This is a genomic window from Pseudoalteromonas porphyrae (assembly GCF_001298125.1).
In the GTDB taxonomy this organism is placed as follows: domain Bacteria; phylum Pseudomonadota; class Gammaproteobacteria; order Enterobacterales; family Alteromonadaceae; genus Pseudoalteromonas; species Pseudoalteromonas neustonica.
The window spans coordinates 29,648-54,989 of sequence record NZ_LHPH01000025.1; the positions used below are offsets into that span (position 1 = coordinate 29,648).

The following is a 25,342-nucleotide window of genomic DNA, read 5'->3' on the forward strand; positions in this document are numbered from 1 at the left end:
TCCTTTTTTAAGCTATTCAAATAAATTATTAACGTTGATGTGTAGAGCCAGCATTGATTTGCCTGTGACTGCTACGTAACTTTTGAAAGTTCTTAAATATATGGCTTACTTCCATCGTTGACTCACCCTTACTGGTTGCATGACAAGCAAAGCAGTTATTAGTCGAGTAGCTTTTATTTTGATTTGGATCGCCATAGGTTTGCGTATAGGTTTCCATGGTTATGTTGGCAAGCGCGAGCGAACCTCGTAATTTATCGTTTGCATTGGGTGGGACAATATTTCCACTGATCCCTTCATTAAATTTGTAACCTTGAGTACTTAACCACACACTTCCAGCATAAAAATAATGTTGCCAACGAGAGTCATGCTTAGTTAGGCCTTGTTTAACGCTATTATTGAGTACTTGAATGTTATTAAAGTTTTCGGCGTCTCTAGTTTGCTGATCTGACGATGCAACGTTTGTATAAGGCGCGCCATTAGGTACGCCAAATTGGTATAAACGAAACGTGTTTGTGGTGGTTTGTTCTGCGGGGTAACTTAGATTTGCATTACCTGCGGTGGTATTTTTTCTGTAAAAAATAAATTTATCATCACTACTAACGATTTTATTTTTTTCATAAGGCGTTGTTACTTTTTTAAATGTACCAGGAGAGCCGTAATAATCAGGTGCTGACGTATGATGCTCAAAGGTAGCCCAAATAAATTCAGGATGGTTCTCAACTACGCCAACAACATGCATGCCTATTAAAGCAACTTCGGTATTGCTGATTGTTTTACTATCCGCTTTGATCATTGCTTTACGGGTGTAAAAGTTAGCGTGTATTTCTTTATCTGTATAAAGGGCGCGTAATTGATCTGTGGCAAGCCATGCTGCCTTTATTTCAACGGATCCCACTGCAAACTCATCACCGCTAGTGATCGGGTTTTTAGCTGCAGATTGAATAAATTCACGGTTTATATGAATTGAATAATAAGCAGGTTGATTACCATACTTAGTAAAAATTTTGCCATGGCTACTGCCTGCTTGCGTTGTGTCCTCGAGGATCAATTGAGAACTTAATTCAAAACCGGTGGGATTGAGTAGGTCATTCCAAGGCTCAAAATAAGGCATCATTTCATTATTTACTTGTCGGTAGTTATCACCAAACATAACCAGATCGTTTGTTTTTTTATCTACTTGGGTTAGATATAAAAACTTTTGCCATGACCACTGATGAAAATCACAATTGCTTGATTTATCTTCGTTATTCACAAATGCAAAATGACTATCTTTACCTTCTTTTGGTGGGACTACGGGAGATTTAAACCATTCTTTTTTTGCAACACACGCTGATGATGACGTGGTGTATTGGGCGTGTGATGGTGTGTTCTCATTGGTGCTAAGTGCCGTAAAACTTGCGAAAGTGAGCGCAAGTACTATGGGTGTTTTAATAACTGAGTGAATATTTCTTAATACAGGTTCCATGCTCATATTCCTTGATTGTGTAGTAAATTTCTAGGAGAAATGACGGTGTTGCTATTATGTTAATGAAATGACTGTGAACAAAGATAGGTTACGCGCAGGAATAAATCTATTACAAAGTATTGCAGCAGTTTTAAGTAGTTTAAATTTCAATTAGTTAAATTAATAAATGTGATGAAAGTTGATGCGAAGAAGTTTTGTTTTATAGCTTAATTAATTGCTTAATGCGCCAACCGACTCGGGTTGGCGCTGGGCGTGTTTATAGTGCTTTAAATCGAATTGCAGTGCCGCCGCTGGTGGCGAGTTTTAATGAAATAGTGTCTTTAGCCGATACAATACGCTGTTCAATTCTTATATCGTATGGGTTATTTTTCCATTCTGCGTTTTTGCCATCGCGGTATATTTGCGCTTCAAATACTTTATCGCCATCCAAAAAGTCGAGCTTAATATCAACCGTGCGGGCATGTTCATCAGTGACAGCGCCTAAATACCAGTCGTTACCAGAATAACCATCGCGTTTACGTTCTTTTCGTGCAAACACTATGTAGTCGCCAACTTCACCTGCAAGCGCAATACTGTGTTGCCAGTCGGTTGGTACATCTTGAATAAATTGAAATGCCTCAGGTTTTGCTAAATAGTTGCGCGGTAAATCTGCGGCCATTTGAATTGGGCTGTACATCACGACATACAAAGCGAGTTGTTTCGCTAGCGTGGTTTGTGGGCGGTTAGTTTCTGCGCCTAAACCATTAAAGCCCATATCAAAAATACCCGGTGTAAAATCCATTGGCCCAGCTAGCATACGTGTAAAAGTAAGCATAGGAATATGTTCAGGTGGATTAGGTGGCGTACCCCATGCGTTAAATTCTTGGCCGCGAGCTCCTTCGCGCGCTATCCAGTTAGGGTAAGTACGACGCAGACCTGTGTCTTTAATTGGCTCATGGGTGTTAATACTGATTTTATGTTTAGCTGCGAGTTTTACACTATGAAGGTATTCGTTAACCATAAACTGACCATCGTGCCACTCATGACGTGCAATGCCATTATCATCGATACGTTTTATATTGCCGCCATCAGCTACATAGCCTGTTTTTACTTGGCTCACGTTCGCTTTTTCATAGAGTGCGTAGGCATCATTCATTTGGTTGCGATAGTTACTGACGTTACCAGATGTTTCGTGATGGCCAATTAGCTGAACGCCTTTTTGTTTGCCGTAACGAGTTAGTTCATCAATATCAAAATCATTATAAGGTTTAGTAAAACTAAATACGTCACCATTGAAAAACCAGTCTCCGTCCCAGCCAATGTTCCAGCCTTCAACTAATACGCCATCAAAACCATATTTGGCAGCAAAATCCATGTAATACTTGGTATTTTGTGTTGTTGCGCCATGTTTTTCACCGCTACCCCACGTTGTTTCGTTGATGTGCATACCCCACCAAATACCAACATATTTACCCGGTTTAACCCATGAAACATCGCCGAGCTTGTTAGGTTCATTGAGGTTTAAAATTATATCTGAATTAATCAAATCAACGGCTTTTTCACCGATTTGAATTGTACGCCAAGGGGTATTAAAAGCACCGTGTTTTTTAACTGCAATACCATCAGACCAAGGGGTTAGGTCTGCCTGAAATGTCCCCGGGCGACGTTGATTAAGCACCATACCTGCATAATCAACTAAAGCCGCCTCGTGAATACTGACATGTACACCGTCTGCATTTTTAAAAGTAAAAGGGGTATGTACAAGCCCAGCTTGTTGCAATGGTGTGGTGTTATAAACATATTCATAGCGGTTCCAGCCACGCGCAGGGATCCACCACGCGGTTGCTTTATCGGCGTTGGCAATTGCAAACTCGGTTAGCTCTTTAGTGATTTCAATGCTCTCAAAACCCGTTTGTTTGGGCACTTCGTAGCGAAATCCTACCCCGCTATTAAAGGCCTTAAAGCGGACTATGTAAGTGCCACCGTGCGGCGCAGGTTTATTAAAGGTAACCGTTAGCTCATTATGCTTATCTATAATGGTTTGACGCTCGCCCCACGGTTGCTGCCATTGACTATTTACTTGATTGTTAGATGTTTTAGTGATTTTAAAGCCTTCAGCGAAAGAGGCCTGTTGTTTAAAATTAAAACCAAGCGATGAGTTTTGAATAACTTCTTTATCGTTAAAACTGATTTTGTAGCTTGGTGTGGAGTGCGTATCTGATACCGTTATTTTTATTTTCCCATTGGGGGATTGAATTGTTGTATCTTTAGCAAAGCAAGCACTTGAAAGTGTAAGCACAAGTAGCAAAGGTAATCGCATGACTGATCCTTGAGGTTAACGCTATTTTAATCAGTTAGCATAAAGCGCGGAGGCTTTGATTACGAGATGACTGCATACGTATTCAATCTATTAAACAGACTAAATAATATTTTAATTAAGTAACATTTTGCTCATAAAATAGGTCTATAATGAATTAAATCAAATAATAAGATCTTAAGACGATGAAGCTTGTACTCGTAATTGCATTAATTTTTATGGTATTCAAAAGCCATGCAGCCACTATTACAATTTATGATCAAAATCAGCAACCGCTGCCTAATGCCGTTGTATGGTTAACGTCATCAGTGACGATGCTAGATAATGAATTACCAAACGCCCCCTTTATGATGAAGCAACAGGAACGCCAGTTTACGCCACATGTTTTAGTTGTGCCTAAAAACGCTCAGGTTGAATTTCCGAACGCGGATTCAATCATGCACCATGTGTATTCATTTTCTAAAAGCAAATCGTTTGAGCTCAAGTTGTATCGTGAGCAACCACAGGCGCCTATTACATTTGAACAAACGGGTGTGGTGGAGTTAGGTTGTAATATTCATGACTGGATGTTGGGTTATATCGTTGTAGTAGATAGCCCGTTTTATGCCATAACCGATGAGCAAGGGCGGTTATCATTAAACATTCCACAAGGCGAATACACACTCAATGTTTGGCATGAGGGGTTTAGTGATATTAGTTCAACAGAGTCACAAGCGGTGACTGTTTCGAACAAAAATTTGCGTTATCAACTTAAGCAAAAAGTAATACCACGTGTTGCAATTGGTGTAGATGAATTTGATGATTATTAAAAACTCACTAGGTGTTGTCGCTTTAGTTGGCTTATTAAGCGCCACCAATGTAAATGCGCAAATTAAAGGGCTATTACACGTTAGTGCTGTAAAAGGCGATTCGCAATCGAGTTGGCAAGAAGGTGGTGTAGGGCTTTATCGCTATGACAGTGAAAACGATGGCGTGCTACTTTCACAAGGGTTAATTGATTTTAGAGCAGACTTGAGTACTGATTGGTCAGCCCATGGAGTGATTAATGCTTACCAAGATCCTGAGCCTACTTTAGGCTTTAGCCAAGCGTATTTACAATATAAGCCGCTAACTAAAAGTAAATATAAGTGGCATGTGCGCGTAGGTGGATTTTACCCTTTATTGTCACTAGAGAATCCAGATATGGGGTGGATCTCACCTTATAACTACACTAACTCCGCCATAAATTCATGGATAGGTGAAGAAGTACGCACTGTGGGTGTTGAAGCAACCATTAAGCGCCCTGGGCGAAGCTTTAATAGTGCCCACAGCTTTGCATTTGTAGGAGCTACATTTAAAGGTAACGATCCTGCGGGCACATTATTGGCGTGGCGTGGTTTTGCCATGCACGATCGCCAAACAACGTTTAACGAAGGTGTTGCATTTGCGCCAGTGGCTTCTTTAAATACACCCCAATTACAGCATCAAGCAAATCAGGTTTTGCCTTTTGAAGAGGTGGATGGCCGTTATGGTTATTACACAGGGATTCATTGGGATTATTTAAAAAAATCACAATTTCGTTTTTATTATTACGATAACAACGGTGATCCTGCCGCGATCAATTACAGTACTGGGCAATATGCATGGGATACCCGATTCTCAAGCGCTGCATGGCTTTATAAATTTACGGCCAAAACACGTTTGATAACTCAGGCTATGTCAGGCAGTACTGCGATGGGGAAAAATAGAGGTGTTGATAACCGTTTTTATAGTCACTTTTTTTTACTAAGTCATAAAATAGCAGAGCATAGATTATCTATTCGTTATGATTATTTTAAAGTGACTGATAAAGACGATTGGGCGTTTGATCCAAATGCAAGCCATGGCGAAGGAATTACAGCAACTTGGCGTTACCAGTTAACACCACAGTGGCAGTTAGGAATTGAAGGTTCGGCTTTGCGCAGTCAAGCTGATAACCGCCAAGCGATTGGTATAGCATCAAGAATATCACAGCAGCAAGTTTTACTTAACGCACAGTGGCGTTTTTGATGTGAGCATTTTTTAGGTGTCAAAAATTAAAAAAGGGTTCATACGAACCCTTTTTTGCTACTTTATACCCAAGCCACCTCAAGATGCGAGTTTCAGTTGGAATTAAAAGCGATTTAGGCAAGGCATTGATTGCAAGTAATAGTGGTTCTATTGTTAAAATCAATAACGCAGTATAAATCGCTTTTAAACCAACCCGTTGGGCGTTTCACAGGGACTTACTCTCTGCGTTGTTACTTCTTAAAAGGGACTGCCATTGTTGCAAAGTAACGCCTTGATATTAAGCCCCTGTGAAACGCTGAATTCTACATCTTGAGGTGGCTTGGGTATATTATTGCTTACTTTTTCTCAAAAGCGCGTTTCATAAAGTTTGGGGTTGCAAGTGCGCCGTGGTGAATACCGTTATTGTAGTATTGCGTACTTTGCGCCAGCTCTGCGGCAGCATCTTCTCTAAAGCCTGCAAATGCTTCACCTTTGCGTGCAAGCGTCACAGACCATAAACCACTTGGGTAAATAGGTTGTGGGAATGGCAATGTTTGCAAATCCTTAAAGCCCACTTCAGTCATTGCGTCACGCATTTCAACAAGTAATGGCATGTGCATAAGAGGGGATTCACTTTGTTGCACCATAATGCCACCAGGGCGAAGAGCATTTAAGCAGCTAGTGTAGAACGCATGGTTAAATAGTCCTTCGCCTGGGCCTACAGGGTCTGTGCCATCAACAATAACTACGTCAATTGACTCAGCAGCAAGTTCTCGCATGTATTTAATACCATCATCAAACATGACTGTTGCGCGTGGGTCTTGGTTTGCTTCACATAACTCTGGAAAGTATTTAAGTGACATTTGTGTCACAACTTCGTCAATATCAATTTGTGTTACCGATTCTACATCTGGGTGTTTAAGTGCTTCACGTAAAGTACCACAGTCACCACCGCCGATGATCACTACATTTTTAGGGTTAGGATGAGCAAGTAGTGCAGGGTGGCTGATCATTTCATGGTAAAAAAAGTTTTCGCGGCTACTTACCATAGTACAACCATCAATAATCATTAGATTACCAAAGTCAGTCGTTTCGTACATTTCGACTTTTTGAAAAGGCGATTGCTTTTCATCTAGCTTTTTATTGATGCGAAGAGAAAACGCACTGCCGTCACGTTCACTAATTTCGGTAAACCAGTTACTTTGATCTAAATTTGCCATGATTGCTATTACACTTTTTGAGTTAAAGACGAAAAAGGGGGCAATTCTGCCAGTGCTTGGCGTTTTGCTCAATGAAATTTTACTGTTCTTGTGAATAATTTAACCTGTGCTTTGGTTAAAGGTCAATTTTTGTTAGCGTAGGGGCTACTGACGTATTAAAATACGCGATTACAGATGCATTAGTTAACACTTGGAAGAATTTGCCATGACTTGGGGTTTAGACACAGCACGCGCTACATATAATGTTGCACATTGGAGTGACGGTTATTTTGATATTAACAGTCAAGGTGAGCTGGTGGCTTTTCCTGATGGCGACCAAACAAAAACGGCGATTTCACTTACAGAATTAACAGAGCAGTTTAAAAGGCAGGGTTTAACTCTCCCTGTTTTGGTGCGCTTTACTGATATTTTACAAAATCGTGTTGATACACTCACAAGCGCTTTTAGTAAAGCGCGTGATGTGCGGGATTATCAAGGTCAATACACCTGTGTATATCCGATAAAAGTAAATCAGCAGCGCTCTGTCGTTAGCAAGTTACTGGCGCATCCAAGTGGGCTTGTTGGTCTTGAGGCTGGTTCAAAGCCCGAATTGATGGCGATTTTAGGTGTTGCAAAATCACCGATTACTATTGTGTGTAACGGTTACAAAGACAGTGAATTTTTACGTTTAGCCTGCATTGGTCAAGCAATGGGCCATAAAGTTAAAATTGTGGTTGAAAAGCTTTCAGAGCTAACAACATTGTTAGCCGAAATAGAAGATTTAGATATTGAGCCTGCCATTGGTATCCGTATTCGTTTAAATTCTGTTGGTAAAGGCAAATGGCAGAACACGGGCGGAGAAAAAGGTAAGTTTGGCTTAACTGCAGGGCAAGTTTTAAGTGCCGTTGACGTTCTTAAGCAGCATAACAAATTACACTTAATGCAAATGGTGCATTTTCATATAGGTTCACAAATTGCCAATATACGAGATATCCACCGTGCTTTACGTGAGTGTTCACGCCATTTTGCTGAATTAACACAACTGGGTGTACCATTAAATACCGTTGATGTAGGTGGTGGCTTAGGTGTGGACTACGAAGGCTCAGGCTCTCGTAGTGCATGCTCTATGAATTACACCGTTGAAGAATATGCGCGTAATGTAGTGAATGCGTTTGCTGAAGTATGTGAGCAGCATGACTTGCCGCACCCTGCAATTATCACTGAATCTGGGCGCGCATTAACGGCGCATCATGCGGTGTTGATCACCGACGTAATTGACGTAGAACAAGCACCTAATCATATTAACCCAAGTGCGCCACAACCAAATAGTGCGCTTGTGCTAGATGAAATGTGGCAGTGTTTACAACGCTTAAATCCACGCATGGCGCTGGAAATTTATCACGATGCAATGCATTTATTCAGCGAAGCTCATGATCAATACGTACATGGCTTAGTGAGTATGTTGGAATGGGCTAAAATTGAGCAATTGTACTTTACAATATTACACCGTGTTCGTGCATCGCTTAGCAATGCGCGCGCTCACCGTGAGGTACTTGATGATCTAAACGAAAAACTAGCGGATAAATTGTTCGTGAATTTCTCATTGTTCCAATCGTTACCTGATGTATGGGGAATTCAGCAATTATTTCCAGTAATGCCGATTGAAAATCTTGATAAACCATTAACGCAACGTGCCATTATTCAAGATATTACCTGTGATTCTGATGGCCAAATTCGCGAATATGTTGAAGGTGCAGGTATTGAAACAAGCTTGCCTATCCCACAGTATATACCAGGGCAGCAATATCATATTGCAATGTTTATGGTTGGTGCGTATCAAGAAATTTTAGGTGATTTACATAACCTGTTTGGCGATACAGACTCTGTGCATGTGGAACTCACAGAGCAAGGTTATCAACTTACTAATGCGATTAAAGGCGACAGCGTTAAGGATGTATTAAAGTTTGTTGACTATGATAGCGCCATTTTAGCAGATAACTTTGCCAATACAGTGCAGCAACTTGATGTCAGTGATCCTGTTAAAGAACAGTATTTAGCAGAGCTTAATGCCGGCCTTGAAGGGTATACTTATTTTGAAGATTAATTACGCCACTGAGTGTTGTGTAATGAGTTGTTGAGCAGTTTTAATGAAAGGAATTAAGTAGTAATGTCTTTGATCCGTTGTATTTTTAGTATTTTATTGTACACCTTAAATACTGTAATTTGGTTTATACCTATTTTTATCTTTGGCCTAATAAAATTACTGCCAATTAAAGCACTGCAAAAAGCAATGAGTTGGGCGGCGAAGAAGTGCGCGAGTATGTGGGTTACGTGTAACTCTTTAACTCAGAATGTATTTACGCCCTATAAGTTAAACGTGACAGGTCTTGAACAAGTAAAACTAAAAGACTGGTATTTAATTATCGCTAATCACCAAAGCTGGGTCGATATATTGGTGTTACAGCGTTTACTGAATCGCCGTATACCATTTTTAAATTTCTTTTTGAAAAAAGAATTAATTTACGTGCCTATTTTAGGTTTAGCGTGGTGGGCTTTAGATTTTCCATTTATGACGCGTACCAGTAAAAGTCAGCTTAAGAAAAATCCAAAGCTGCGCGGTAAAGATTTAGAAACGACCCGCAAAGCCTGCGAAAAATTTAAAGAGATGCCTGTTAGCATTGTTAATTTTGTAGAAGGCACGCGTTATACGTCTGCAAAACATCAGCGCCAAAATAGCCCATTTCCGCATTTGCTTAAGCCTAAAGCAGGTGGTATTGCTTTTGTAATGCAGGCTATGGGAGATCAAATATCTAAAGTTGTGAATGTAACAATACAGTATCCTGATGGGATCCCAACATTTGTGGATTTTGCCAGCGGGCGGGTAAAGAGCATCAATGTTCACGTTGAAGTAATGCCTGTGAGTGAAGAGTTAATAGGTGATTATACGGGTGATAATGAATTTAGAGTACGCTTTCAATCAGAGCTAAATCGTTTGTGGCAAGATAAAGAGCAACAGCTTACTCAGCTTGAGCAGCAATCAAAGTAATCGATAAGCAGAATAGCAATTAGCATAAGTAATATAAATGTACTTTCAAGATAATATCAATCAGCTGTGGCTAACTAATAATTAGGTTAGTCGCTATAAACGCAATTTAGGATGCAGCTCATATAGCTGCACGCAGCAAGGAAATTGAATTACCATGACGACTCCAATTCATTTACAGCAGCTAGTTCAACCTTGGTTTGAAGGCATGCCAGAATCTACGTGGTTTAGCTCACTGACTGCCACATCCATAGGTGTTTTTTCCTTACTAGTGGTGTACTTGTTTACTCGTCGTTTAATGTTGCCGGGTATTCAAAAAGTAGTAACAAAGCTATCTCCTGAACGAATTGGCGTACTAGCCCCGATGCTAAACAAGCTCAACCGTCGCTTTGCTGGTATGTTGTGCTGTGTTTTATTTTTAGCCACGTTTGATAGCGTATACCCGGTTAGTGAGCTTGCAGGAGAGGTATTAAAAACTATTGGTCAGACTATTTTAATTATCCATGTGGGCTTTATTATTAGTAGTTTGGTGAGTATTGCTGGTGGTATTTATAACCAACTTGAGTTTGCGCGAGAGGTGCCAATTCAAGGCTTAATTCAAGTTGTTAAATTAATCACCTTTATGATTTGCGCTATTTTAATCGTCAGTATCGTACTAGAGAAATCACCAACGTATATTCTTTCAGGCTTTGGTGCTATCGCCGCAGTTACTTTGTTAGTTTTTAAAGATACCATTTTAGGTTTTGTTGCCAGTATTCAAATTGCGGCTAATCGCTTAGTAACTTATGGGGATTGGATTCAAGTTGAAAACTATGGCGCTGATGGTGAAGTGATTGATCTGGGTTTAAATACTGTAAAAGTACGTAACTGGGATAACACGATTACCACCATTCCGACCTATATGTTAGTTGCCGGTTCGTTCAAAAACTGGCGCGGGATGCAAGAATCTGGCGGTCGTCGTATTAAGCGCTCACTTAATATTGATATGAACAGTATTCGTTTAGCTGATGACGAAATGAAGAAAGTGATTGGCCAATCAATTGTTTTAAAAGATTACATTAAATTAAGTACTTTACCCGATCCGGTTTCTAATTTGGGATTATTTCGACGCTACGCGGAAGGTTATTTAAAGCGCCATAGTAAAGTTAATACTGCATTAACGCTTATGGTGCGTGAATTACAGCCACTGAATCATGGACTGCCAATTGAGTTTTATTGCTTTAGTGAAGATAAGCGCTGGATATCTTACGAGCATTTACAAGCAGAAATTATGGATCATCTGCTTGCAGTACTCCCTCTATTTGATTTACGCCCGTATCAAAGTGTCACGGGGCAGTTTAGCCCCCCAGCAAGTGCACCTACAAGTATCAAACCCACAATTAAAGTGGTAAATAATACTGAAGCAGACCCACGCCAATAAACCCAAGCAGTAGCCACCAAATAGGTGGCTTTGCCATTCTTAGCCATGCAAATGCAGCAATAACAAGAGCAATGTGCCATATGTTATGTACCGCGGAAGTCCAAATTGGCGAATAAAGTGCTGCCGCTAAAAATCCAACAACAGCGGCGTTAAGTACAGCTATACTGCTGGCAAATCGCGGGCGCTGTGCCAGTTGTAGCCAACTTTTTTGAAAGGCGAGCATAAGCAGTAAGCCAGGTAAAAAAATCAATACAGTCGCTATGAGTGCGCCAATGATAGGTTGCGTATCTGTCAGTTGTGCGCCTAAATAGGTGGCAATGGTAAACATAGGCCCTGGCACGGCTTGTGCACTGGCATACGCACTTAAAAATTGTTCAGTGCCTAAACTTGGTAAGCCAGTTTGTAGTAGAGGCAGCACAACATGCCCGCCGCCAAATACTAATGCTCCAGCTTGATAAAATGGCGCAAACAACCCTAACTCTTGCCCTAGAGGAATGAAGCTAATTATTAATAACAACGTAAATAAAGCTAATGCAACCCAGTTTATACCACTTTTTGTCGTGGGAGAGGAGGCAGTGTTTTTTTCTAAATTTAGTAGAGGCCAGATAGCGCCAATCACTGCTGCAATAACTAATACTGCGATTTGCGTTGTCATATTGGGTAGTAAAATTAAGGCTAAGGTGCTGAGCGCAGCAAGCGCTTTAAGTGCCCAGCAAGTACAAAAGCTTTTTGCCATACTAACAATAGCATCGGCAACAATTACAACTGCAAACAACTTTAAGCCTGCGATAATTGCAAAATAAATAGCATCAAATTGATGGGCGCTAATAGCCAATAGCACCATGATTAGAAATGATGGCAAAGTAAAGCCAATAAATGCAGCAATACCACCCAGTACACCACTGCGCTCTACGCCAATAGCAAAACCAACTTGGCTAGACCCTGGGCCCGGCAGTGCTTGACTTAAGCTGATCAATTGCGCGTAACGTTGATTGTCTAACCAATTTAAATTATCAACAAAGTGACGTTTAAAGTAGCCAAGGTGGGCGGCAGGCCCACCAAAACTCATACAGCCAAGTAAAAAAAACTGCTTAAAAATAGCTAACAACATGATATTTATGATCCTTTGGGTATACGCTATTGCATTATGACAAAATTTTGTGACATTTATATGGTCTTTATCGTTTGTACCTTAGTACAATGGTCATAAGTTACACTTTTGACTGGTCGTTATGCGCCTAATTGATAAAATTTTATTGCTGTCGTTATTCGCTTTATCATTTTTGATGAAGGTATCGGCTGCCCCTATCCCAAGGCTATCGTTAGCCGTTGATCATGCTCCCCCATATAGTCAGATAAGTGAAGAGGGTGATATAACAGGTGCAATAGTTGATATTGCTGAGGCGATTCAAGCACGGGTCCCTTTTAAGATTGAGTTAGTTGCTTGTCCTTTTCCTCGCTGTTTAAAAATGCTTGAGGATGGTGAGGTAAATGCTATGGGCGGACTCATCCGTACCGTAGAGCGTCAAACTCAAATGCATTTTTTAATGCCCCCGTATATGATTTTATCGTCTTCTTTTGTGTTTTACGGTCGTCACGATAGTGAGTTAGCTGTTCAAAACTACGGTGATTTATATGGCAAAAAAGTAGCGGTAATGCGTGGTGCTGCTCACTTTAAGCGTTTTGATCAGGATAAAAAGTTAGAAAAAATTGAAGCATTATCTGAAAAGAATGCAATAGATATGCTTTTAAAAGGCCGAGTCGATTTGGTTGTGGCAGTGGAGGAGACCGCTGAACACTCTATGAGCGTGTTAAATCAACCAATAAATAAATTAAAAAAAATGTCTTATCGTTATGATGATGTTATATATGGTTATTTTGTATTAAGTCGTCAATTTAAAAATACCCCTTTAGCCATCGAAATAGAGCATCATATGAAGTTGTTGGCGCAAAGTGGTGAGCTTACTGATCTTGTGGCACCTTATAACTTACCTCCTATTGAACAGCCAACCCTGGGCTTTTATTAACTCCTTCTTCATAGTTTGTTCATTGATGTGTTTGCATACTTGCTGTTATTGAAATAATTAATAGGCAGGATACATCATGACTATAATCAAACCATTAGCAACAGCCACGGCGTTAGCGCTATTACTTACAGGGTGTGAAACCACCAAAACAGGAACTGGCGCTGCAATTGGTGCTGCAACAGGAGCTGTATTGGGCAAAGCCACCGGTGATCATGATGATAAACGTATTTTTATTGGTGCTGCCATTGGTGCTTTAGCGGGTGCTGCGATTGGTGATTATATGGATAAACAAGAAGCGGCCTTTCGCGATGAGCTCGCAGGCTCTGGCGTAGAGGTTATTCGCGAAGGTGATAATCTACGTTTAGTTATGCCATCTAATATCACCTTTGCCACTGATCAATCTTATATTTCATCTGGCTTTCACAACACTTTGGACGCTATCGCTAAAGTAATGAATAAATATGAAAAAACATATTTAAGCATTGAAGGCCACACCGACAGCACAGGGAAAGATAGCTATAATATGACCTTATCGCAGCAGCGTGCGCAAAGCGTTAAGGGCTATTTAGTGAATCAACAAATTTTAGCAGCACGTATCAGTACTCGTGGCTACGGAGAAACGCGCCCTATAGCAGGTAATGATAACGCCAACGGGCGAGCTCAAAACCGTCGCGTCGAAATTCAAATAGTACCTAATACACAAAGTTAATTTACTGATGAAACTTAAAAGCTGAAAGCTATTTGGATCAATATTCATTGCGGAAGAAGAACCGCCCATTACACTTCCTGTTAATAAAAAGCGCATGATGGGTGGTGTGGGGCTGAAGGTTAGAGACCGGTGGCTACGCGATTAGGTGCAAATTTTAATACTGCCCTTTGAGCCACCTTTTAGCTGTGATTTTTTCAAGTTTTCTTCTGTACTTTTTTTGAGAAAACTCTTCTGTATTTCCATTTAGAACATCAAAGATATCTTCTGAAATTAGCGCACCAATAGCATGGATTGCTTCATGTCGATTCAAACCTTGCCTTGTAAGTTTAGCAATAGTTTCAGGTATGAATTCAACCCCCATAGCTAATTGATTTTCAACTAGGACATGGATTGTTGAATGTAAGCTTAAAGCATCATCAGCCATTTCAAGGCCTAACTCTGAGTGAAAATCACGAACCAGTTCAATTCGTATAGCTTCATCGAGTGCTAACCAATGTTTAGAATTTACTGGTTGCTCAGGATTGTATTTATCCATAGTTGCCTCGAATGCATAAGTTTATTTTGCACCTAACGAGCCTGTAGAATAACTCGTTTTTAATTTATTTTTCTTGATGGTTTAACCATAGCGGAGTTCATATTTTGATTCAATCGCAATAATTAGGGACAGGCACATAAAATTTATACATGTCCTTTTTTACTTACTTCACCTTACAACTTTTACTTTCCAGCTTAAAAATCCCCCTTTAATCCCTATTAAATTGCAGTTCACACAGCTTTTGATACAGCGGATTACTTGTTAATAGTTGTTGGTGAGTACCTGTGGCTATAATTTCACCATGTTCCATCACTACGATTACATCAGCATGTTTTACTGTGGCCAAGCGATGGGCAATAATTAGCGTAGTGCGGTTTTGCATTAAGTGTTCTAGTGCAGCTTGAACGTGGTGTTCGCTTTGTGCATCAAGGGCACTGGTAGCTTCATCAAGTAACAGTATTTTGGGGTCTTTTAATATAGCGCGTGCTAATACAATGCGTTGTTTTTGGCCACCAGATAAACGCACACCTTGCTCACCTAAAAAGCTTTCATAACCGTTTGGTAGTTGCGCGATAAACTCATCAGCGTGGGCATGTTTAGCTGCGGCGTAGACTTGTTCGTCAGTCGCATCTGGGTTGCCATAGCGAATATTGTGCATAACATCGGAGCTAAATAAAATGGGATTTTGTGCGACCATACCCATACTGTTGCGCAGCCGATTGAGCGATAGATCTTTTATATCAATTCCGTGGAATTCAATGGCGCCGGTGGCTGGGTCGTAAAAGCGTTGTAGTAGTTCAAATAAAGTTGTTTTACCGGCTCCCGAGGGGCCAACTATCGCCACAGTTTGGCCTTGCTTAATAGTTAGCGATACATTCTTCAGTGCGCTAACATCAGGACGAGATGGGTAGTTAAACGTAATGTTGTTGAGTTCAATTGCCGCAATATCGGGTTTAGGATGTAGCTTTTCATCAAGGGGCTGGTCAGGGTTAACAATTTCGCTTTTGACGGCCAATAACTCCAGTAAGCGTGCTGCAGCACCTGCTGCGCGTTGTAGTTCACCGTATACCTCGGCAACGGTTGCCACTGACATCGCTACCATAATGGCGTAAAACACAAATGCGCCTAACTCACCACCGCTCATCGTACCTGCAAGTACATCACTGCCGCCAACCCATAGCATTACACTAATAGCGCTGAAAGTTAAAAATATCACTGCGGCGATTAAAAATGAACGCTGCTTAATACGGCTTTTAGCAACGGCAAAGGCTTTCTCGGTTTCTAAGGCGAACGCGTGTTGTTCTCGTTGTTCGTGGCTATAACTTTGCACCACTTTAATATTTTGAATGATCTCACCGGCGTACGTGCTTATATCAGCAATCGCATCTTGGCTAGAGCTGGCTAATTTACGCACCTTTTTACCAAACACCATCATTGGCACTAACACCAAAGGTACACAGGCAACCACGACTAAAGTGAGCTTTAAATTAGTAAATAACAGCATGGCTAGGCCACCAACCAGCATGAGGACGCTTCGTAGTGCCATTGAAAATGACGAACCAATAATTGATTGCAGCAAGGTGGTGTCGGTTGTTAAGCGTGACATTAGCTCGCCACTGCGGTTTTCTTCAAAGTAGCTCGGGTGCAAAGTCACTATGCGGTTAAACACCGCTTTGCGAATGTCGTTACTAACGCGCTCCCCAATCCACGACATTAAATAAAAGCGGCTAAAGGTGCCAATGGCTAATAGGCTGATCAGCCCTATTAGCACTAAAACAGCCTGCTTTAATTGCTCTTGTGAGCCTGCAATAAAGCCGTGGTCGATTACAAATTTAACTCCTTGGCCAAGAGATAAATTAACTCCCGCGGTAACGAGCAACGCCATAAGCGCCGAAAAAACTACCCATTTATAAGGTTTAATGAACTGAAAAATCGGAATTAAACTACTAAAAGCAGCCTTGTCTTTTTGCTCGGTTTTACTATTACTCATGCTGGATTCTTTTATGTGAATAGGGTATAGATATGGTTACTTTAATCATAATTTCAATAACCAATTAAAATAACAAATAAGGGACTAGTATGGTAACTCATAACGTAACGGGTCAATTCAATGTAAAACTTAATCCAATTGAGGGCTACGCCAAAGGGATTGACGGCGTAAATTTAGGGCGTATGTCGATTGATAAAACATTTACCGGCGATCTTGATGCAACGAGTACAGGTGAAATGCTTAGCGCAATGACCACGACTCAAGGCAGTGCTGGTTATGTGGCAATTGAACAAGTTGTTGGGTTGCTTGTTGGCAAGCAGGGCAGTTTTGTATTGCAACACTTTGGTACGATGGATAAAGGCCAAGATTCATTAATTTTAAATGTAGTCCCCGACTCTGGTAGTAATGAACTAGCAGGTCTTAGCGGTAAAATGGTGATTCGTATTGAAAGTGGCGTACATTTTTATGATTTTGAATTTCAGTTATAAAAGGTGAAAAAGTGGTTGTGCAAAAAATAATTGAATTTAAAAAGACCCGTTTTTTTGGTGGAATAGATACAGAAGCCCTTAATCAGCGAATATACAAACTAAACCTAGATGGTTGGAAAGTGGTAAATGTAGGGCCAATTACAAATTTTTTTGGTCAAGTTTCCGGTTATGTATTACTTATTGAAAATGATGAGCCGTAAATGTCGCTCGTATTTTGATAAGTTAAGTATTTAATTATAAGGTGTTTTATGTCTGATTTTACTTTAAAAAGCGCATCGTTCGATCCAAAAATTAAATCTTATTGGTTAGTGTTCGCTTTATGTGTAAGCACATTAGGAATTGTTACTATTCCTTTAATTCCCGTCATTGTCTTAATAGTGTGGCTAGTTAGTAGCAGTATTTTAGCCGCAATGTCAGCGGAACTACTTGAGCGCAAGTTAGTCGTTAAACGCGGGATATTTTTTAAAGAAGAAAAATCGATTCCGCTTGAAAAAATAACCGACGTTGGATTAAGCCAAGGTCCACTGATGCGATTGTTTGGTTTATATAGGTTAAGTTTTGAAACCGCAGGGCAGTCAAGCCAAGGTGCATTAGTCTCATTACTAGGAGTGGTTGATGCCAGCGAGTTTCGCGAAGCAATTTTAGCCCAAAAAGATAACCTAGCTGGGGCACAGCCAACGAAAGCTAAAAGTGATGAGCCACAAAACCAAGTGGAGTTACTGCGTGCACTGACTTACAGCGTGAAGAACATTGAACAAATGCTAGTGACGCTGATGGATGAGAAGAAGTAATAACTGACTTATCTATTATCTGCACTTAAATATGGCAACCATAAGTTTTGATAGCATGCGTAAATTTTAGATTTACTTTGTTCAAATGGGCTACCTAAGGAGATTACTCCATTTTTATCCTGAAAGGTCAACATGACTTAATGTAAATTTATAACTCAAAAGTTGTTTAAGTTGGGTTTCGTTGTACTCAACCCAACCCAACCCAACTTAAATAACAATTAAAACACTTGGCAAACTTGCTCTGCGTTACAGGTGATCACAGTAACATTTTTGTAGCCAACTCGTGTTAGCGCTTCTGCACCTAGGGTTGCGCGCGCGCCGCTGGCACAGTGTAAATAAATTGGCCGTGCTGGGTCTTTTTCAATTTCCATTAATTTCATTTCGAGTAAACCACGGGGGATATTAATTGCACCGATGGCTGCTTTTGTCGCATGCTCAGCAGGTTCACGTACGTCAATTAATAAGCCGTGATTATCTGCCAGTTCTAGCTTGGCTTGCTCTGCATCAATACGGCGTTGATTTGGAGTGATTATTTTCATTAGATCTGGAATTGAAGTAAGCATTAGTCTGTAAATCCTCGTTTGCGAAAAAAATTTATAAGTGGGCACCACTTAGTAAACGCTGTTTGGATCAGGTTTACGCCTATCAATAGTGTTAACAACATAAACCGACTATCTACAAAGTAGCTCAAAAGCACAGAAATTGTCACCATTGATCCTGCAAGTAGTAAGATCCCATCACTTATTTTCATTATGACCTCTGTATTTAATATTAGTGTTTTCTAATGTTAAATTATATTAGAACTTACTAATGTAAAAGTCTATACTTAAAACATATTTTATTATCGGTTATTAAAATGAATATTGAGCAGCTAGCAAGCAATGCTGAACAAGCCGAGCAGTTTTTAAAATTAATGGCGAACAAAAATCGTCTAATGGTTTTATGCAGCTTGTTACAAGGTGAGTTAAGTGTAGGGCAGTTAAATGAACGTGTACCATTGGCACAATCTGCATTGTCTCAGCATTTAGCGAGTTTAAGAAAAGCAAATTTAGTAGCAACACGTCGTGATGGGCATACTATTTATTATTATTTGATCGACCCTAAAGTTGAGTCGATCATTGGGCTGTTGTATCAATGGTTTTGTGTAACCGATAATAACGCTAAATAAATGTGGCTATTTCATCGAGAGATTTTTTCACAAGTGCGTGGTTCGGCACAGTGGCATCTTCACTTGGGTAACCAGCAATGAGCAGCATATAGGGGCGTTCGTTGTCTTTATCTCGGCCACAAATATCGGTTAAAAAGCTCATTGGCTTAGGGGTATGAGTTAGCGTTGCAAGGCCTGCTCTGTGTAGTGCTTGAATTAAAAAGCCGGTTGCCAGTCCTACAGATTCATGTACATAGTAGTTCGTGTTTTTATCATCAGTACTTAAGCCGCCTTTCTTTTGGCTAAATACCGCAATAAGCCAAGGGGCATGCTCTAGGTAGGGTTTACTAGCATCAGTACCTAATGGTTTTAGTGCATCTAGCCATTCCTCGCCAGCACGGCCTTCATAGAATGAACGTTCTAGTTTTTCAGCTGCTTCACGAATTTGTTTTTTTATATCACTTGAGTGAATAGCAACAAAATGCCAAGGCTGGTGGTTTGCGCCACTTGGCGCCGTGCCTGCTGCCTTGATACAGGTTTCGATAATTTCTTTTGGCACAGGGCGATCGCTAAAGCTGCGAATACTATGGCGGCGCTGGCTGGTGGTTAAAAATTCTGTGGCGCGCTCCAGCATTTGATCATGTGGGTATTCGGTAAAGTCGGTTAGAGGGATGCTTGCATGATCTTTCATAATGATCCTTTATTGTTGTTTATTTGCAAAATGTTTCAAGAGTGTTTCAGTGTTTACACTTGTTTGCAAATGAAACTTTAATGTTAATTGTCCCTAATTCTATTCAGTGTTATAAACATGGCAACAATTAAAAAGTAAAGGACATATAAATGCTTAAAATATCGGAACTATCTAAAACCTATGACAATGGTGTACATGCCTTGCAAGGTGTTAATTTAACAATACCTAAAGGGATGTTTGGTTTACTGGGTCCAAATGGGGCTGGTAAATCTTCACTTATGCGTACAATTGCAACGTTGCAATCAGCAGACAGCGGCAGCATAGAGTTTGATGGGGTTGATGTTTTAGCACAGCCTAAAAACTTGCGTGAGCGTTTAGGTTATTTACCACAAGACTTTGGTGTTTATCAGCGTGTTAGTGCTTATGACTTACTTGATCATATGGCTATTTTAAAAGGCTTAAACAACAAAGCTGAACGTAAAGAGGCCGTTGAAGGGTTGTTAGCGCAAACTAATTTATATGACCACAGAAAAAATGCGGTGAGTGGTTTTTCGGGGGGGATGCGTCAGCGTTTTGGTATTGCACAAGCTTTATTAGGCGATCCTGATTTATTGATTGTTGATGAACCAACGGCAGGACTTGATCCTGAAGAGCGCAATCGTTTTCATAATTTATTGGTTGGTTTAGGTGAAAGTAAAGTAGTGATCTTATCAACGCACATAGTTGAAGATGTATCTGAGCTTTGCCCGAATATGGCTGTGTTAGCAAGTGGACAAATTTTACTAGAAGGTAATCCAATTGAGCTGACTAATACGCTACAGGGCAAAATATGGCACAAGTCGATGAGCCAAGCTGAAGCTGTCGAACTCGAACAGTCGTTACCTGTGATCGCGAAACGTTTGTTTGCAGGAAAAACATTACTTAGTGTATTTGCTGACGACGCCCCGCAAGGTTTTGAGTCAAAACCAGCTGATTTAGAAGACGTCTATTTTTCAACATTGCATAAACATCGCAATAAAGCAGCATAAGGATACTGATTATGTTGTTTAACATGGTACGATTTGAGCTGCGCTATTTTATGCGTCAGCCCTCATTCTATATTACGTCACTTATTTTGTTTTTCCTTACTTTTATGGCGTCGGTGTCTGACTCGGTGCAAATAGGTGGAAGCAGCAATGTAAATATAAATTCTCCTTACGCAATTTTGCAAGTTATTGCGATTATGTCGGTGTTTGCTATTTTTTTAGTGGTCAACTTTGTCGGTAGCTCCGCTATTCGTGATGACGTGAGTAAACTCAATGAACTAGTTTTGAGTAAGCCATTAAATATCGCTCAGTATAGAGCGGGTCGATTTATCGGGGCTTATTTGGTCACGCTATTAGTGTTTTCAACTACTATGTTGGGTGTGTGGGTTGGCAGCGGTTTTGGTAGCTTAATGGGCTGGTTAGATAGTGAAATGGTTGGTGAAAATAAACTAAGCTATTATTTAGTGCCTTTCTTTTATATTGCTGTTCCTTCTTTATTTGTTATCTCTTCATTAATCAATGCTGTAGCAATGCGCTTTCGCAGCATGGTGGCACTGTATCTAGTCGCCGTTGCCTTACTTATTAGTTATTTGGTTGGATCGAATATCTTCTCTGATATTCAATATCGCGAAATTTCAGCTTATTTAGATATGTTTGGTATGTCTGCAATGAGAATGCAAATGGAATATTGGACAATAGCACAGCGCAATGTGATGGAAATTACATTAACTGATCAGCTATTACACAATAGGTTAATTTGGGTCGGTATTGCCTTGGTGGCATTAGTAACTGCAGCGCTCAATACATCCCATCACTTAGTGCAAAAGCAAAAAGTGAAAGGCAAAGCTAATAAAGATAATAATACCAATTCTGCAGCCGCTCTTAGTTTTAATATAAAGGCAAAGGCGACGGGAAGTAATGCATGGTCACAGTTTTCAACGCGAACTGTTTTTGAAGTCAAACAAGTTATAAAAAGCTATTCGTTTGGTATTTTACTTATTTTATCTTTAGCGACATTAATTCCTGCGTTAGTAGGTTCAATGGGTGCATACGGAACGGATGTTTGGCCTGTCACCTTTAGAATGGTTGAGCTTATTCAAGGTAGCTTTGGCATATTGATGATGATTGTACTCGTTTATTATTGTGGTGAACTTGTATGGCATGATCGTGAATCACGAATGGCCGAAATTGTTGACGCTTACCCCGTTGCGAATTGGGTGTTCTGGGGCTCTAAATATGTAGCGTTGAGTGCAGTTTTATTATTGTTATGCGCATTTGGTTCTGTGGTGACATTGTTTTATCAAATGATCATGGGCATGGCGAACTTTGATATTGCACAGTATGTAATAAGGCTCGGTTATTTATTTGTACTTGTGCTTGTTTTCCAAGGTGGCTTTGCTTTTTTATTACAGGTAATTAGCCCTAATAAATACGTAGGTATGGGTTTGTATGTGCTTTACTTTATCGCTACTTTGGTGATGAGTAACTATGGTTTTGAGCATAACATGTTTGCTATTGGTAGCACGCCAGATGCGCCTTATTCAGATATCAATGGTTATGGCCATTTTTTAACTGCTGTACATTGGTACAATTTGTACTGGTTAGGTTTTAGTATGATCATTGCCGCACTTAGCTATGCACTTTGGCCGCGTGGGGCTGGGCAAGATTTAAAAGCGCGGGTTAAGTTATTAGGCTATCAGCTTGGCAACTCGGGTAAAGTGGTTATGGTATGTGGAACACTTATTTTTGTTGGTACGGGTAGCTATATTTACTACAACACAAAGGTGCTTAACCCATTTATAACCAGTGATCAGTATGAAGACTTGCAAGAGCAATATGAGCGTGAGTTTGGTCAATTTGTTGATGCAGCCGTGCCTATTCCAACTGATGTTGTTGTTACTGCAAATATCTATCCTCAAGAGCGCCGTATTACAGCAACCGTGGTAATGCAGGTAGAGAATAAATCGCAACAACCTATTACGCGATTATTGGTAAATAAGCCTGATCATACTCATAACTGGAGTGTTGAAGTTGATGGCGGGCAACTAGGCGAGTTGAACGAACTTTACCGTCATGCTTGGTTGGATTTTGCACAGCCAATGCAACCAAACGAAAGCCGTGAAATTGTGATGAGCGTAGAGCGTTATACTAAAGGGTTTGTAGATAGAGGCAGTGATGAACGACTTGTGTATAACGGTACATTCATTGATAACACGGCTTTGTTCCCAAGTTTTGGTTATTCCTTTGGTAAGCAAATACAAGATAAAAATGAGCGTCGTCAAAGAGGTTTACCAGAATTAAAGCGTGGCAATAAAATTGAAGAAACGCAGTATCACAACCAACCTTTGTTTGCGGATAATTATGTAAGTTTTGCAGCAACAATTACCACCGATGAGTCACAAATTGCGATGGTGCCAGGTTACTTGCAATCACAAAGTACTAAAGACGGTCGCACAACTTTTGTATATGAAATGGATGCACCTATGTTGCATTTCTATAATTTGCTATCGATGGAGCTTGAGGTCAAAAAAGAGCTACATAATGGCGTAAACATAGAGGTGTACCATCATAAAGATCATGCTTGGAATGTAGATACGATGATTCAATCTACCAAAGATTCTTTAGATTATTTTTCCAAAGAGTTTGGCCCCTATCAGCATAAGCAAATGCGTATTATTGAGTTTCCTCGCTATCGTAGTTTTGCACAGAGTTTTGCTAATACAGTGCCGTATTCTGAGAATATGGGGTTTATTACCGATACGCGTGATCCAGATAATATTAATTTTCCTTACTATGTAACATCGCATGAATTGGCGCACCAGTGGTGGGCGCATCAGGTGATAGGCGCGAACGTTGAGGGCTCTAATATTTTATCTGAAATGCTATCGCAATATGCAGCGATCATGGTGATGAAAGAAAAGTATGGTGAAAACAACCTGCGTAAATTCTTAAAGTACGAACTTGATCGCTACTTATTCGGGCGCACGACAGAACCTTATGAGGAACGTACACTTGCACGCGCCGCAGGGCAGCAATATATCCACTATAACAAAGGTGCCGTGGTAATGATGGCCATACATGATTTGTTAGGTGAGCAGCGCGTAAATGCCGCTTTGCGAGCATTTTTACAAGATTACCAATATGCGCAAGAACGTTACCCAACCACGTTAGACTTTATTGCCTATCTAAAGCGAGGAACGAGTGAGCAAGAGCAGGCATTTATTGAAGATCAGTTTAATGCCATTACGTTATATGATTTAAAAATCAGTGATGTTGATGTACAAGAGGCTGAATCAGCAGGTGAGGAGCACACCATTACATTGATCATTTCTGCAGCGAAGAAACATGCCGATGGTGAAGGTAATGAAGTGGATGTCCCGCTTATACAAATGATAGATGTTGCTTTATTTAGCGCAGATCCTAATGAGATACATGACACAGATACTGTTATCTATATGCAAAAACATGAGATTAAAACGGGTGAAAACACCCTTATATTAAAAGTAACTGAGTTGCCTAAATATGCCGGAGTAGACCCATTTATCAAATTAATAGATAAGAAAAGCGGAGATAATATCAAAGCACTATAAATACAAAAGGCCTCTTACGAGGCCTTTCTCTTAGGTGTAGGAGTTTATACCAAACTACCTCAATATACAGGCTTCAGCGTTTCACAGGGTCTTAATATCAAGGCGCTACTTTACAATAATGGCAATCCCTTTTTAAAAAGTAATCCCGCAGAGAGTAAGTGCCTGTGAATCGCCCAACGACGTTCATATCTTGAGGTGGTTTGGGTGTTTAAATCGAGCATGAGTAATCTCTAGTTTACATTATGGGAATGTTAAGTTTTTTTGATTATTATTAAATCATTGTGTTAGCTAAATATTAGGCTATATTAATTTTATAGTGTGACTTTAAAGTAGTGCAATTAGCAGTAGTCAAGCTTGTAAAATATACAGAATACCTGTTCACCTCTCCTAAGAGTGAAATCGAAGCCGCATTTACTGCGGCTTTTCTGTTTCTCTAAATTGCGTCAATTCAACAGTCAACCAGTCGTTCGCTGTGAGTTTCGTGCCATCAGTAAGGATAACGGTGTAGACCTTACCGCTCCATGAGCTTTTACTGGCTAAGTTTTCGATAAAATCATCTGCTGTTTTTGCGTACCGCTGTGCTTTTTTGTATTTCATGGCTAGGTGGTCTGCGGCTTCTTGGCTGGTGTGTTTATCACCATTTCGGATAAAAACAGCATTACTTTTTGCGATGAAGCTAATTAAGTGCCCAACTTCTTGTTCAGGTGTTGCTGCAAAACTTAAATGGCTAAACATTATTAAAATAAAGGCAAAAGGCGCGAGTGTATTTTGGATTAATTGTTTCATCGTTCATCTCGTTCATGTATTGAAGTCGGCTTTGGGTATAACAATTTAAATAACGCATGATTATGTAAGTATGGTGCGTTAGGTTCATGATATTGGCAAAAGTTCAGTCCAATAATGAGCAGCCCTAAAGCTT

General features: G+C 40.2%; 23 protein-coding genes. 13 read left to right on the plus strand and 10 right to left on the minus strand.

Annotation, left to right across the window (positions count from 1 at the left end; genetic code table 11):
* Positions 1–28: 28 nt before the first annotated feature.
* Both ADS77_RS17605 and ADS77_RS17610 read right to left on the minus strand, forming a co-directional pair.
* Entirely contained in the window at positions 29–1,465 is a 1,437-nt protein-coding gene (locus ADS77_RS17605; RefSeq protein ID WP_054455586.1) for a hypothetical protein, read from the minus strand.
* A gap of 256 nt (positions 1,466–1,721) precedes the next feature.
* Positions 1,722–3,764, minus strand: coding sequence for a glycoside hydrolase family 97 protein (locus ADS77_RS17610; protein ID WP_054455588.1), 2,043 nt, complete (start codon positions 3,762–3,764; stop codon positions 1,722–1,724).
* A gap of 182 nt (positions 3,765–3,946) precedes the next feature.
* Here ADS77_RS17610 and ADS77_RS17615 point away from each other — a divergent pair, with 182 nt between their 5' ends.
* Both ADS77_RS17615 and ADS77_RS17620 read left to right on the plus strand, forming a co-directional pair.
* Positions 3,947–4,570, plus strand: coding sequence for a plastocyanin (locus ADS77_RS17615; protein ID WP_054455590.1), 624 nt, complete (start codon positions 3,947–3,949; stop codon positions 4,568–4,570).
* A complete protein-coding gene (locus ADS77_RS17620; RefSeq protein ID WP_054206427.1) occupies positions 4,560–5,789 on the plus strand; it encodes a hypothetical protein in 1,230 nt (409 codons plus the stop codon). The genes ADS77_RS17615 and ADS77_RS17620 overlap by 11 nt, the downstream gene beginning before the upstream one ends.
* 335 nt (positions 5,790–6,124) lie before the next feature.
* On the opposite strand, the gene speE is transcribed toward ADS77_RS17620, so the two are convergent.
* The gene (gene speE / locus ADS77_RS17625; protein WP_054206386.1) at positions 6,125–6,988 is read right to left on the minus strand and encodes a polyamine aminopropyltransferase; all 864 of its coding nucleotides are present in this window, start codon (positions 6,986–6,988) and stop codon (positions 6,125–6,127) included.
* A gap of 205 nt (positions 6,989–7,193) precedes the next feature.
* Between speE and speA the strand changes: the two genes are divergently transcribed.
* The 3 genes from speA to ADS77_RS17640 all read left to right on the plus strand — a co-directional run bounded on the left by speA (position 7,194) and on the right by ADS77_RS17640 (position 11,430).
* Complete coding sequence (gene speA, locus ADS77_RS17630) at positions 7,194–9,071, plus strand: biosynthetic arginine decarboxylase (protein ID WP_054455592.1); 1,878 nt, start codon at positions 7,194–7,196, stop codon at positions 9,069–9,071.
* A gap of 63 nt (positions 9,072–9,134) precedes the next feature.
* Positions 9,135–10,013 carry an acyltransferase gene (locus tag ADS77_RS17635; protein WP_054455594.1) on the plus strand — a complete coding sequence of 293 codons (879 nt, stop codon included), beginning with the start codon at positions 9,135–9,137 and terminating at the stop codon, positions 10,011–10,013.
* A gap of 154 nt (positions 10,014–10,167) precedes the next feature.
* Complete coding sequence (locus tag ADS77_RS17640; protein ID WP_054206389.1) at positions 10,168–11,430, plus strand: mechanosensitive ion channel family protein; 1,263 nt, start codon at positions 10,168–10,170, stop codon at positions 11,428–11,430.
* Here ADS77_RS17640 and chrA read toward each other — a convergent pair.
* Entirely contained in the window at positions 11,390–12,541 is a 1,152-nt protein-coding gene (chrA, locus tag ADS77_RS17645) for a chromate efflux transporter (RefSeq protein WP_054455596.1), read from the minus strand. The two genes, ADS77_RS17640 and chrA, sit on opposite strands and share 41 nt — an antisense overlap.
* Positions 12,542–12,662: 121 nt before the next feature.
* On the opposite strand from chrA, the gene ADS77_RS17650 reads away from it, so the two are divergent.
* Together ADS77_RS17650 and ADS77_RS17655 are read left to right on the plus strand one after the other, a co-directional pair.
* Positions 12,663–13,457 carry a substrate-binding periplasmic protein gene (locus ADS77_RS17650; protein ID WP_231659096.1) on the plus strand — a complete coding sequence of 265 codons (795 nt, stop codon included), beginning with the start codon at positions 12,663–12,665 and terminating at the stop codon, positions 13,455–13,457.
* Between the two features lie 76 nt (positions 13,458–13,533).
* Positions 13,534–14,166 carry an OmpA family protein gene (locus tag ADS77_RS17655; RefSeq protein ID WP_054455598.1) on the plus strand — a complete coding sequence of 211 codons (633 nt, stop codon included), beginning with the start codon at positions 13,534–13,536 and terminating at the stop codon, positions 14,164–14,166.
* 154 nt (positions 14,167–14,320) lie between these two features.
* Here the strand turns inward: ADS77_RS17655 and ADS77_RS17660 are convergent, their stop codons facing one another.
* Together ADS77_RS17660 and ADS77_RS17665 are read right to left on the minus strand one after the other, a co-directional pair.
* Positions 14,321–14,701, minus strand: a complete 381-nt coding sequence (locus ADS77_RS17660) for a hypothetical protein (RefSeq protein WP_054455600.1) — start codon at positions 14,699–14,701, stop codon at positions 14,321–14,323.
* Between the two features lie 208 nt (positions 14,702–14,909).
* On the minus strand, positions 14,910–16,691 hold the full coding sequence (locus ADS77_RS17665) for an ABC transporter transmembrane domain-containing protein (RefSeq protein WP_054455602.1): 1,782 nt from the start codon (positions 16,689–16,691) through the stop codon (positions 14,910–14,912).
* Positions 16,692–16,780: 89 nt separating this feature from the next.
* On the opposite strand from ADS77_RS17665, the gene ADS77_RS17670 reads away from it, so the two are divergent.
* The 3 genes from ADS77_RS17670 to ADS77_RS17680 are packed head-to-tail and all read left to right on the plus strand — an operon-like array spanning position 16,781 to position 17,970.
* The gene (locus ADS77_RS17670; RefSeq protein ID WP_054206394.1) at positions 16,781–17,179 is read left to right on the plus strand and encodes a DUF3224 domain-containing protein; all 399 of its coding nucleotides are present in this window, start codon (positions 16,781–16,783) and stop codon (positions 17,177–17,179) included.
* 11 nt (positions 17,180–17,190) lie between these two features.
* Positions 17,191–17,379 (plus strand): hypothetical protein, encoded by a 189-nt coding sequence (locus tag ADS77_RS17675; protein WP_231659098.1) that lies wholly within the window; start codon positions 17,191–17,193, stop codon positions 17,377–17,379.
* 48 nt (positions 17,380–17,427) lie between these two features.
* A complete protein-coding gene (locus ADS77_RS17680; protein WP_054206395.1) occupies positions 17,428–17,970 on the plus strand; it encodes a PH domain-containing protein in 543 nt (180 codons plus the stop codon).
* Between the two features lie 218 nt (positions 17,971–18,188).
* Here ADS77_RS17680 and ADS77_RS17685 read toward each other — a convergent pair whose 3' ends face one another.
* On the minus strand, positions 18,189–18,533 hold the full coding sequence (locus ADS77_RS17685) for a rhodanese-like domain-containing protein (protein WP_054206396.1): 345 nt from the start codon (positions 18,531–18,533) through the stop codon (positions 18,189–18,191).
* Positions 18,533–18,721: a DUF2892 domain-containing protein gene (locus ADS77_RS21775; protein ID WP_082355714.1), complete on the minus strand. Its 189-nt coding sequence runs from the start codon at positions 18,719–18,721 to the stop codon at positions 18,533–18,535. The genes ADS77_RS17685 and ADS77_RS21775 overlap by 1 nt, the downstream gene beginning before the upstream one ends.
* 105 nt (positions 18,722–18,826) lie before the next feature.
* Here ADS77_RS21775 and ADS77_RS17690 point away from each other — a divergent pair, with 105 nt between their 5' ends.
* Positions 18,827–19,138, plus strand: coding sequence for an ArsR/SmtB family transcription factor (locus ADS77_RS17690; RefSeq protein ID WP_054206397.1), 312 nt, complete (start codon positions 18,827–18,829; stop codon positions 19,136–19,138).
* Here ADS77_RS17690 and ADS77_RS17695 read toward each other — a convergent pair.
* A complete protein-coding gene (locus ADS77_RS17695) occupies positions 19,131–19,808 on the minus strand; it encodes a nitroreductase family protein (RefSeq protein ID WP_054206398.1) in 678 nt (225 codons plus the stop codon). The two genes, ADS77_RS17690 and ADS77_RS17695, sit on opposite strands and share 8 nt — an antisense overlap.
* A gap of 149 nt (positions 19,809–19,957) precedes the next feature.
* Between ADS77_RS17695 and ADS77_RS17700 the strand changes: the two genes are divergently transcribed.
* Positions 19,958–20,836, plus strand: coding sequence for an ABC transporter ATP-binding protein (locus tag ADS77_RS17700; RefSeq protein ID WP_054206399.1), 879 nt, complete (start codon positions 19,958–19,960; stop codon positions 20,834–20,836).
* A gap of 11 nt (positions 20,837–20,847) precedes the next feature.
* Positions 20,848–24,423 carry an ABC transporter permease/M1 family aminopeptidase gene (locus ADS77_RS17705; protein ID WP_054455606.1) on the plus strand — a complete coding sequence of 1,192 codons (3,576 nt, stop codon included), beginning with the start codon at positions 20,848–20,850 and terminating at the stop codon, positions 24,421–24,423.
* Positions 24,424–24,834: 411 nt separating this feature from the next.
* Here the strand turns inward: ADS77_RS17705 and ADS77_RS17710 are convergent, their stop codons facing one another.
* Positions 24,835–25,209, minus strand: a complete 375-nt coding sequence (locus ADS77_RS17710; RefSeq protein WP_054455608.1) for a DUF5329 domain-containing protein — start codon at positions 25,207–25,209, stop codon at positions 24,835–24,837.
* Positions 25,210–25,342 lie beyond the last annotated feature (133 nt).

Excerpts from the sequence above, each read along its gene's own strand:
- chrA (WP_054455596.1), bottom strand. The coding sequence starts at position 12,541 with ATGTTGTTAGCTATTTTTAAGCAGTTTTTTTTACTTGGCTGTATGAGT.
- ADS77_RS17680 (WP_054206395.1), top strand. The coding sequence starts at position 17,428 with ATGTCTGATTTTACTTTAAAAAGCGCATCGTTCGATCCAAAAATTAAA.
- ADS77_RS17610 (WP_054455588.1), bottom strand. The coding sequence starts at position 3,764 with ATGCGATTACCTTTGCTACTTGTGCTTACACTTTCAAGTGCTTGCTTT.
- ADS77_RS17640 (WP_054206389.1), top strand. The coding sequence starts at position 10,168 with ATGACGACTCCAATTCATTTACAGCAGCTAGTTCAACCTTGGTTTGAA.
- speA (WP_054455592.1), top strand. The coding sequence starts at position 7,194 with ATGACTTGGGGTTTAGACACAGCACGCGCTACATATAATGTTGCACAT.
- ADS77_RS17620 (WP_054206427.1), top strand. The coding sequence starts at position 4,560 with ATGATTATTAAAAACTCACTAGGTGTTGTCGCTTTAGTTGGCTTATTA.
- speE (WP_054206386.1), bottom strand. The coding sequence starts at position 6,988 with ATGGCAAATTTAGATCAAAGTAACTGGTTTACCGAAATTAGTGAACGT.
- ADS77_RS17705 (WP_054455606.1), top strand. The coding sequence starts at position 20,848 with ATGTTGTTTAACATGGTACGATTTGAGCTGCGCTATTTTATGCGTCAG.
- ADS77_RS17690 (WP_054206397.1), top strand. The coding sequence starts at position 18,827 with ATGAATATTGAGCAGCTAGCAAGCAATGCTGAACAAGCCGAGCAGTTT.
- ADS77_RS17700 (WP_054206399.1), top strand. The coding sequence starts at position 19,958 with ATGCTTAAAATATCGGAACTATCTAAAACCTATGACAATGGTGTACAT.
- ADS77_RS17695 (WP_054206398.1), bottom strand. The coding sequence starts at position 19,808 with ATGAAAGATCATGCAAGCATCCCTCTAACCGACTTTACCGAATACCCA.
- ADS77_RS17660 (WP_054455600.1), bottom strand. The coding sequence starts at position 14,701 with ATGGATAAATACAATCCTGAGCAACCAGTAAATTCTAAACATTGGTTA.
- ADS77_RS17605 (WP_054455586.1), bottom strand. The coding sequence starts at position 1,465 with ATGGAACCTGTATTAAGAAATATTCACTCAGTTATTAAAACACCCATA.
- ADS77_RS17655 (WP_054455598.1), top strand. The coding sequence starts at position 13,534 with ATGACTATAATCAAACCATTAGCAACAGCCACGGCGTTAGCGCTATTA.
- ADS77_RS17635 (WP_054455594.1), top strand. The coding sequence starts at position 9,135 with ATGTCTTTGATCCGTTGTATTTTTAGTATTTTATTGTACACCTTAAAT.
- ADS77_RS17710 (WP_054455608.1), bottom strand. The coding sequence starts at position 25,209 with ATGAAACAATTAATCCAAAATACACTCGCGCCTTTTGCCTTTATTTTA.
- ADS77_RS17665 (WP_054455602.1), bottom strand. The coding sequence starts at position 16,691 with ATGAGTAATAGTAAAACCGAGCAAAAAGACAAGGCTGCTTTTAGTAGT.
- ADS77_RS17615 (WP_054455590.1), top strand. The coding sequence starts at position 3,947 with ATGAAGCTTGTACTCGTAATTGCATTAATTTTTATGGTATTCAAAAGC.
- ADS77_RS17650 (WP_231659096.1), top strand. The coding sequence starts at position 12,663 with ATGCGCCTAATTGATAAAATTTTATTGCTGTCGTTATTCGCTTTATCA.
- ADS77_RS17670 (WP_054206394.1), top strand. The coding sequence starts at position 16,781 with ATGGTAACTCATAACGTAACGGGTCAATTCAATGTAAAACTTAATCCA.
- ADS77_RS17685 (WP_054206396.1), bottom strand. The coding sequence starts at position 18,533 with ATGCTTACTTCAATTCCAGATCTAATGAAAATAATCACTCCAAATCAA.
- ADS77_RS21775 (WP_082355714.1), bottom strand. The coding sequence starts at position 18,721 with ATGAAAATAAGTGATGGGATCTTACTACTTGCAGGATCAATGGTGACA.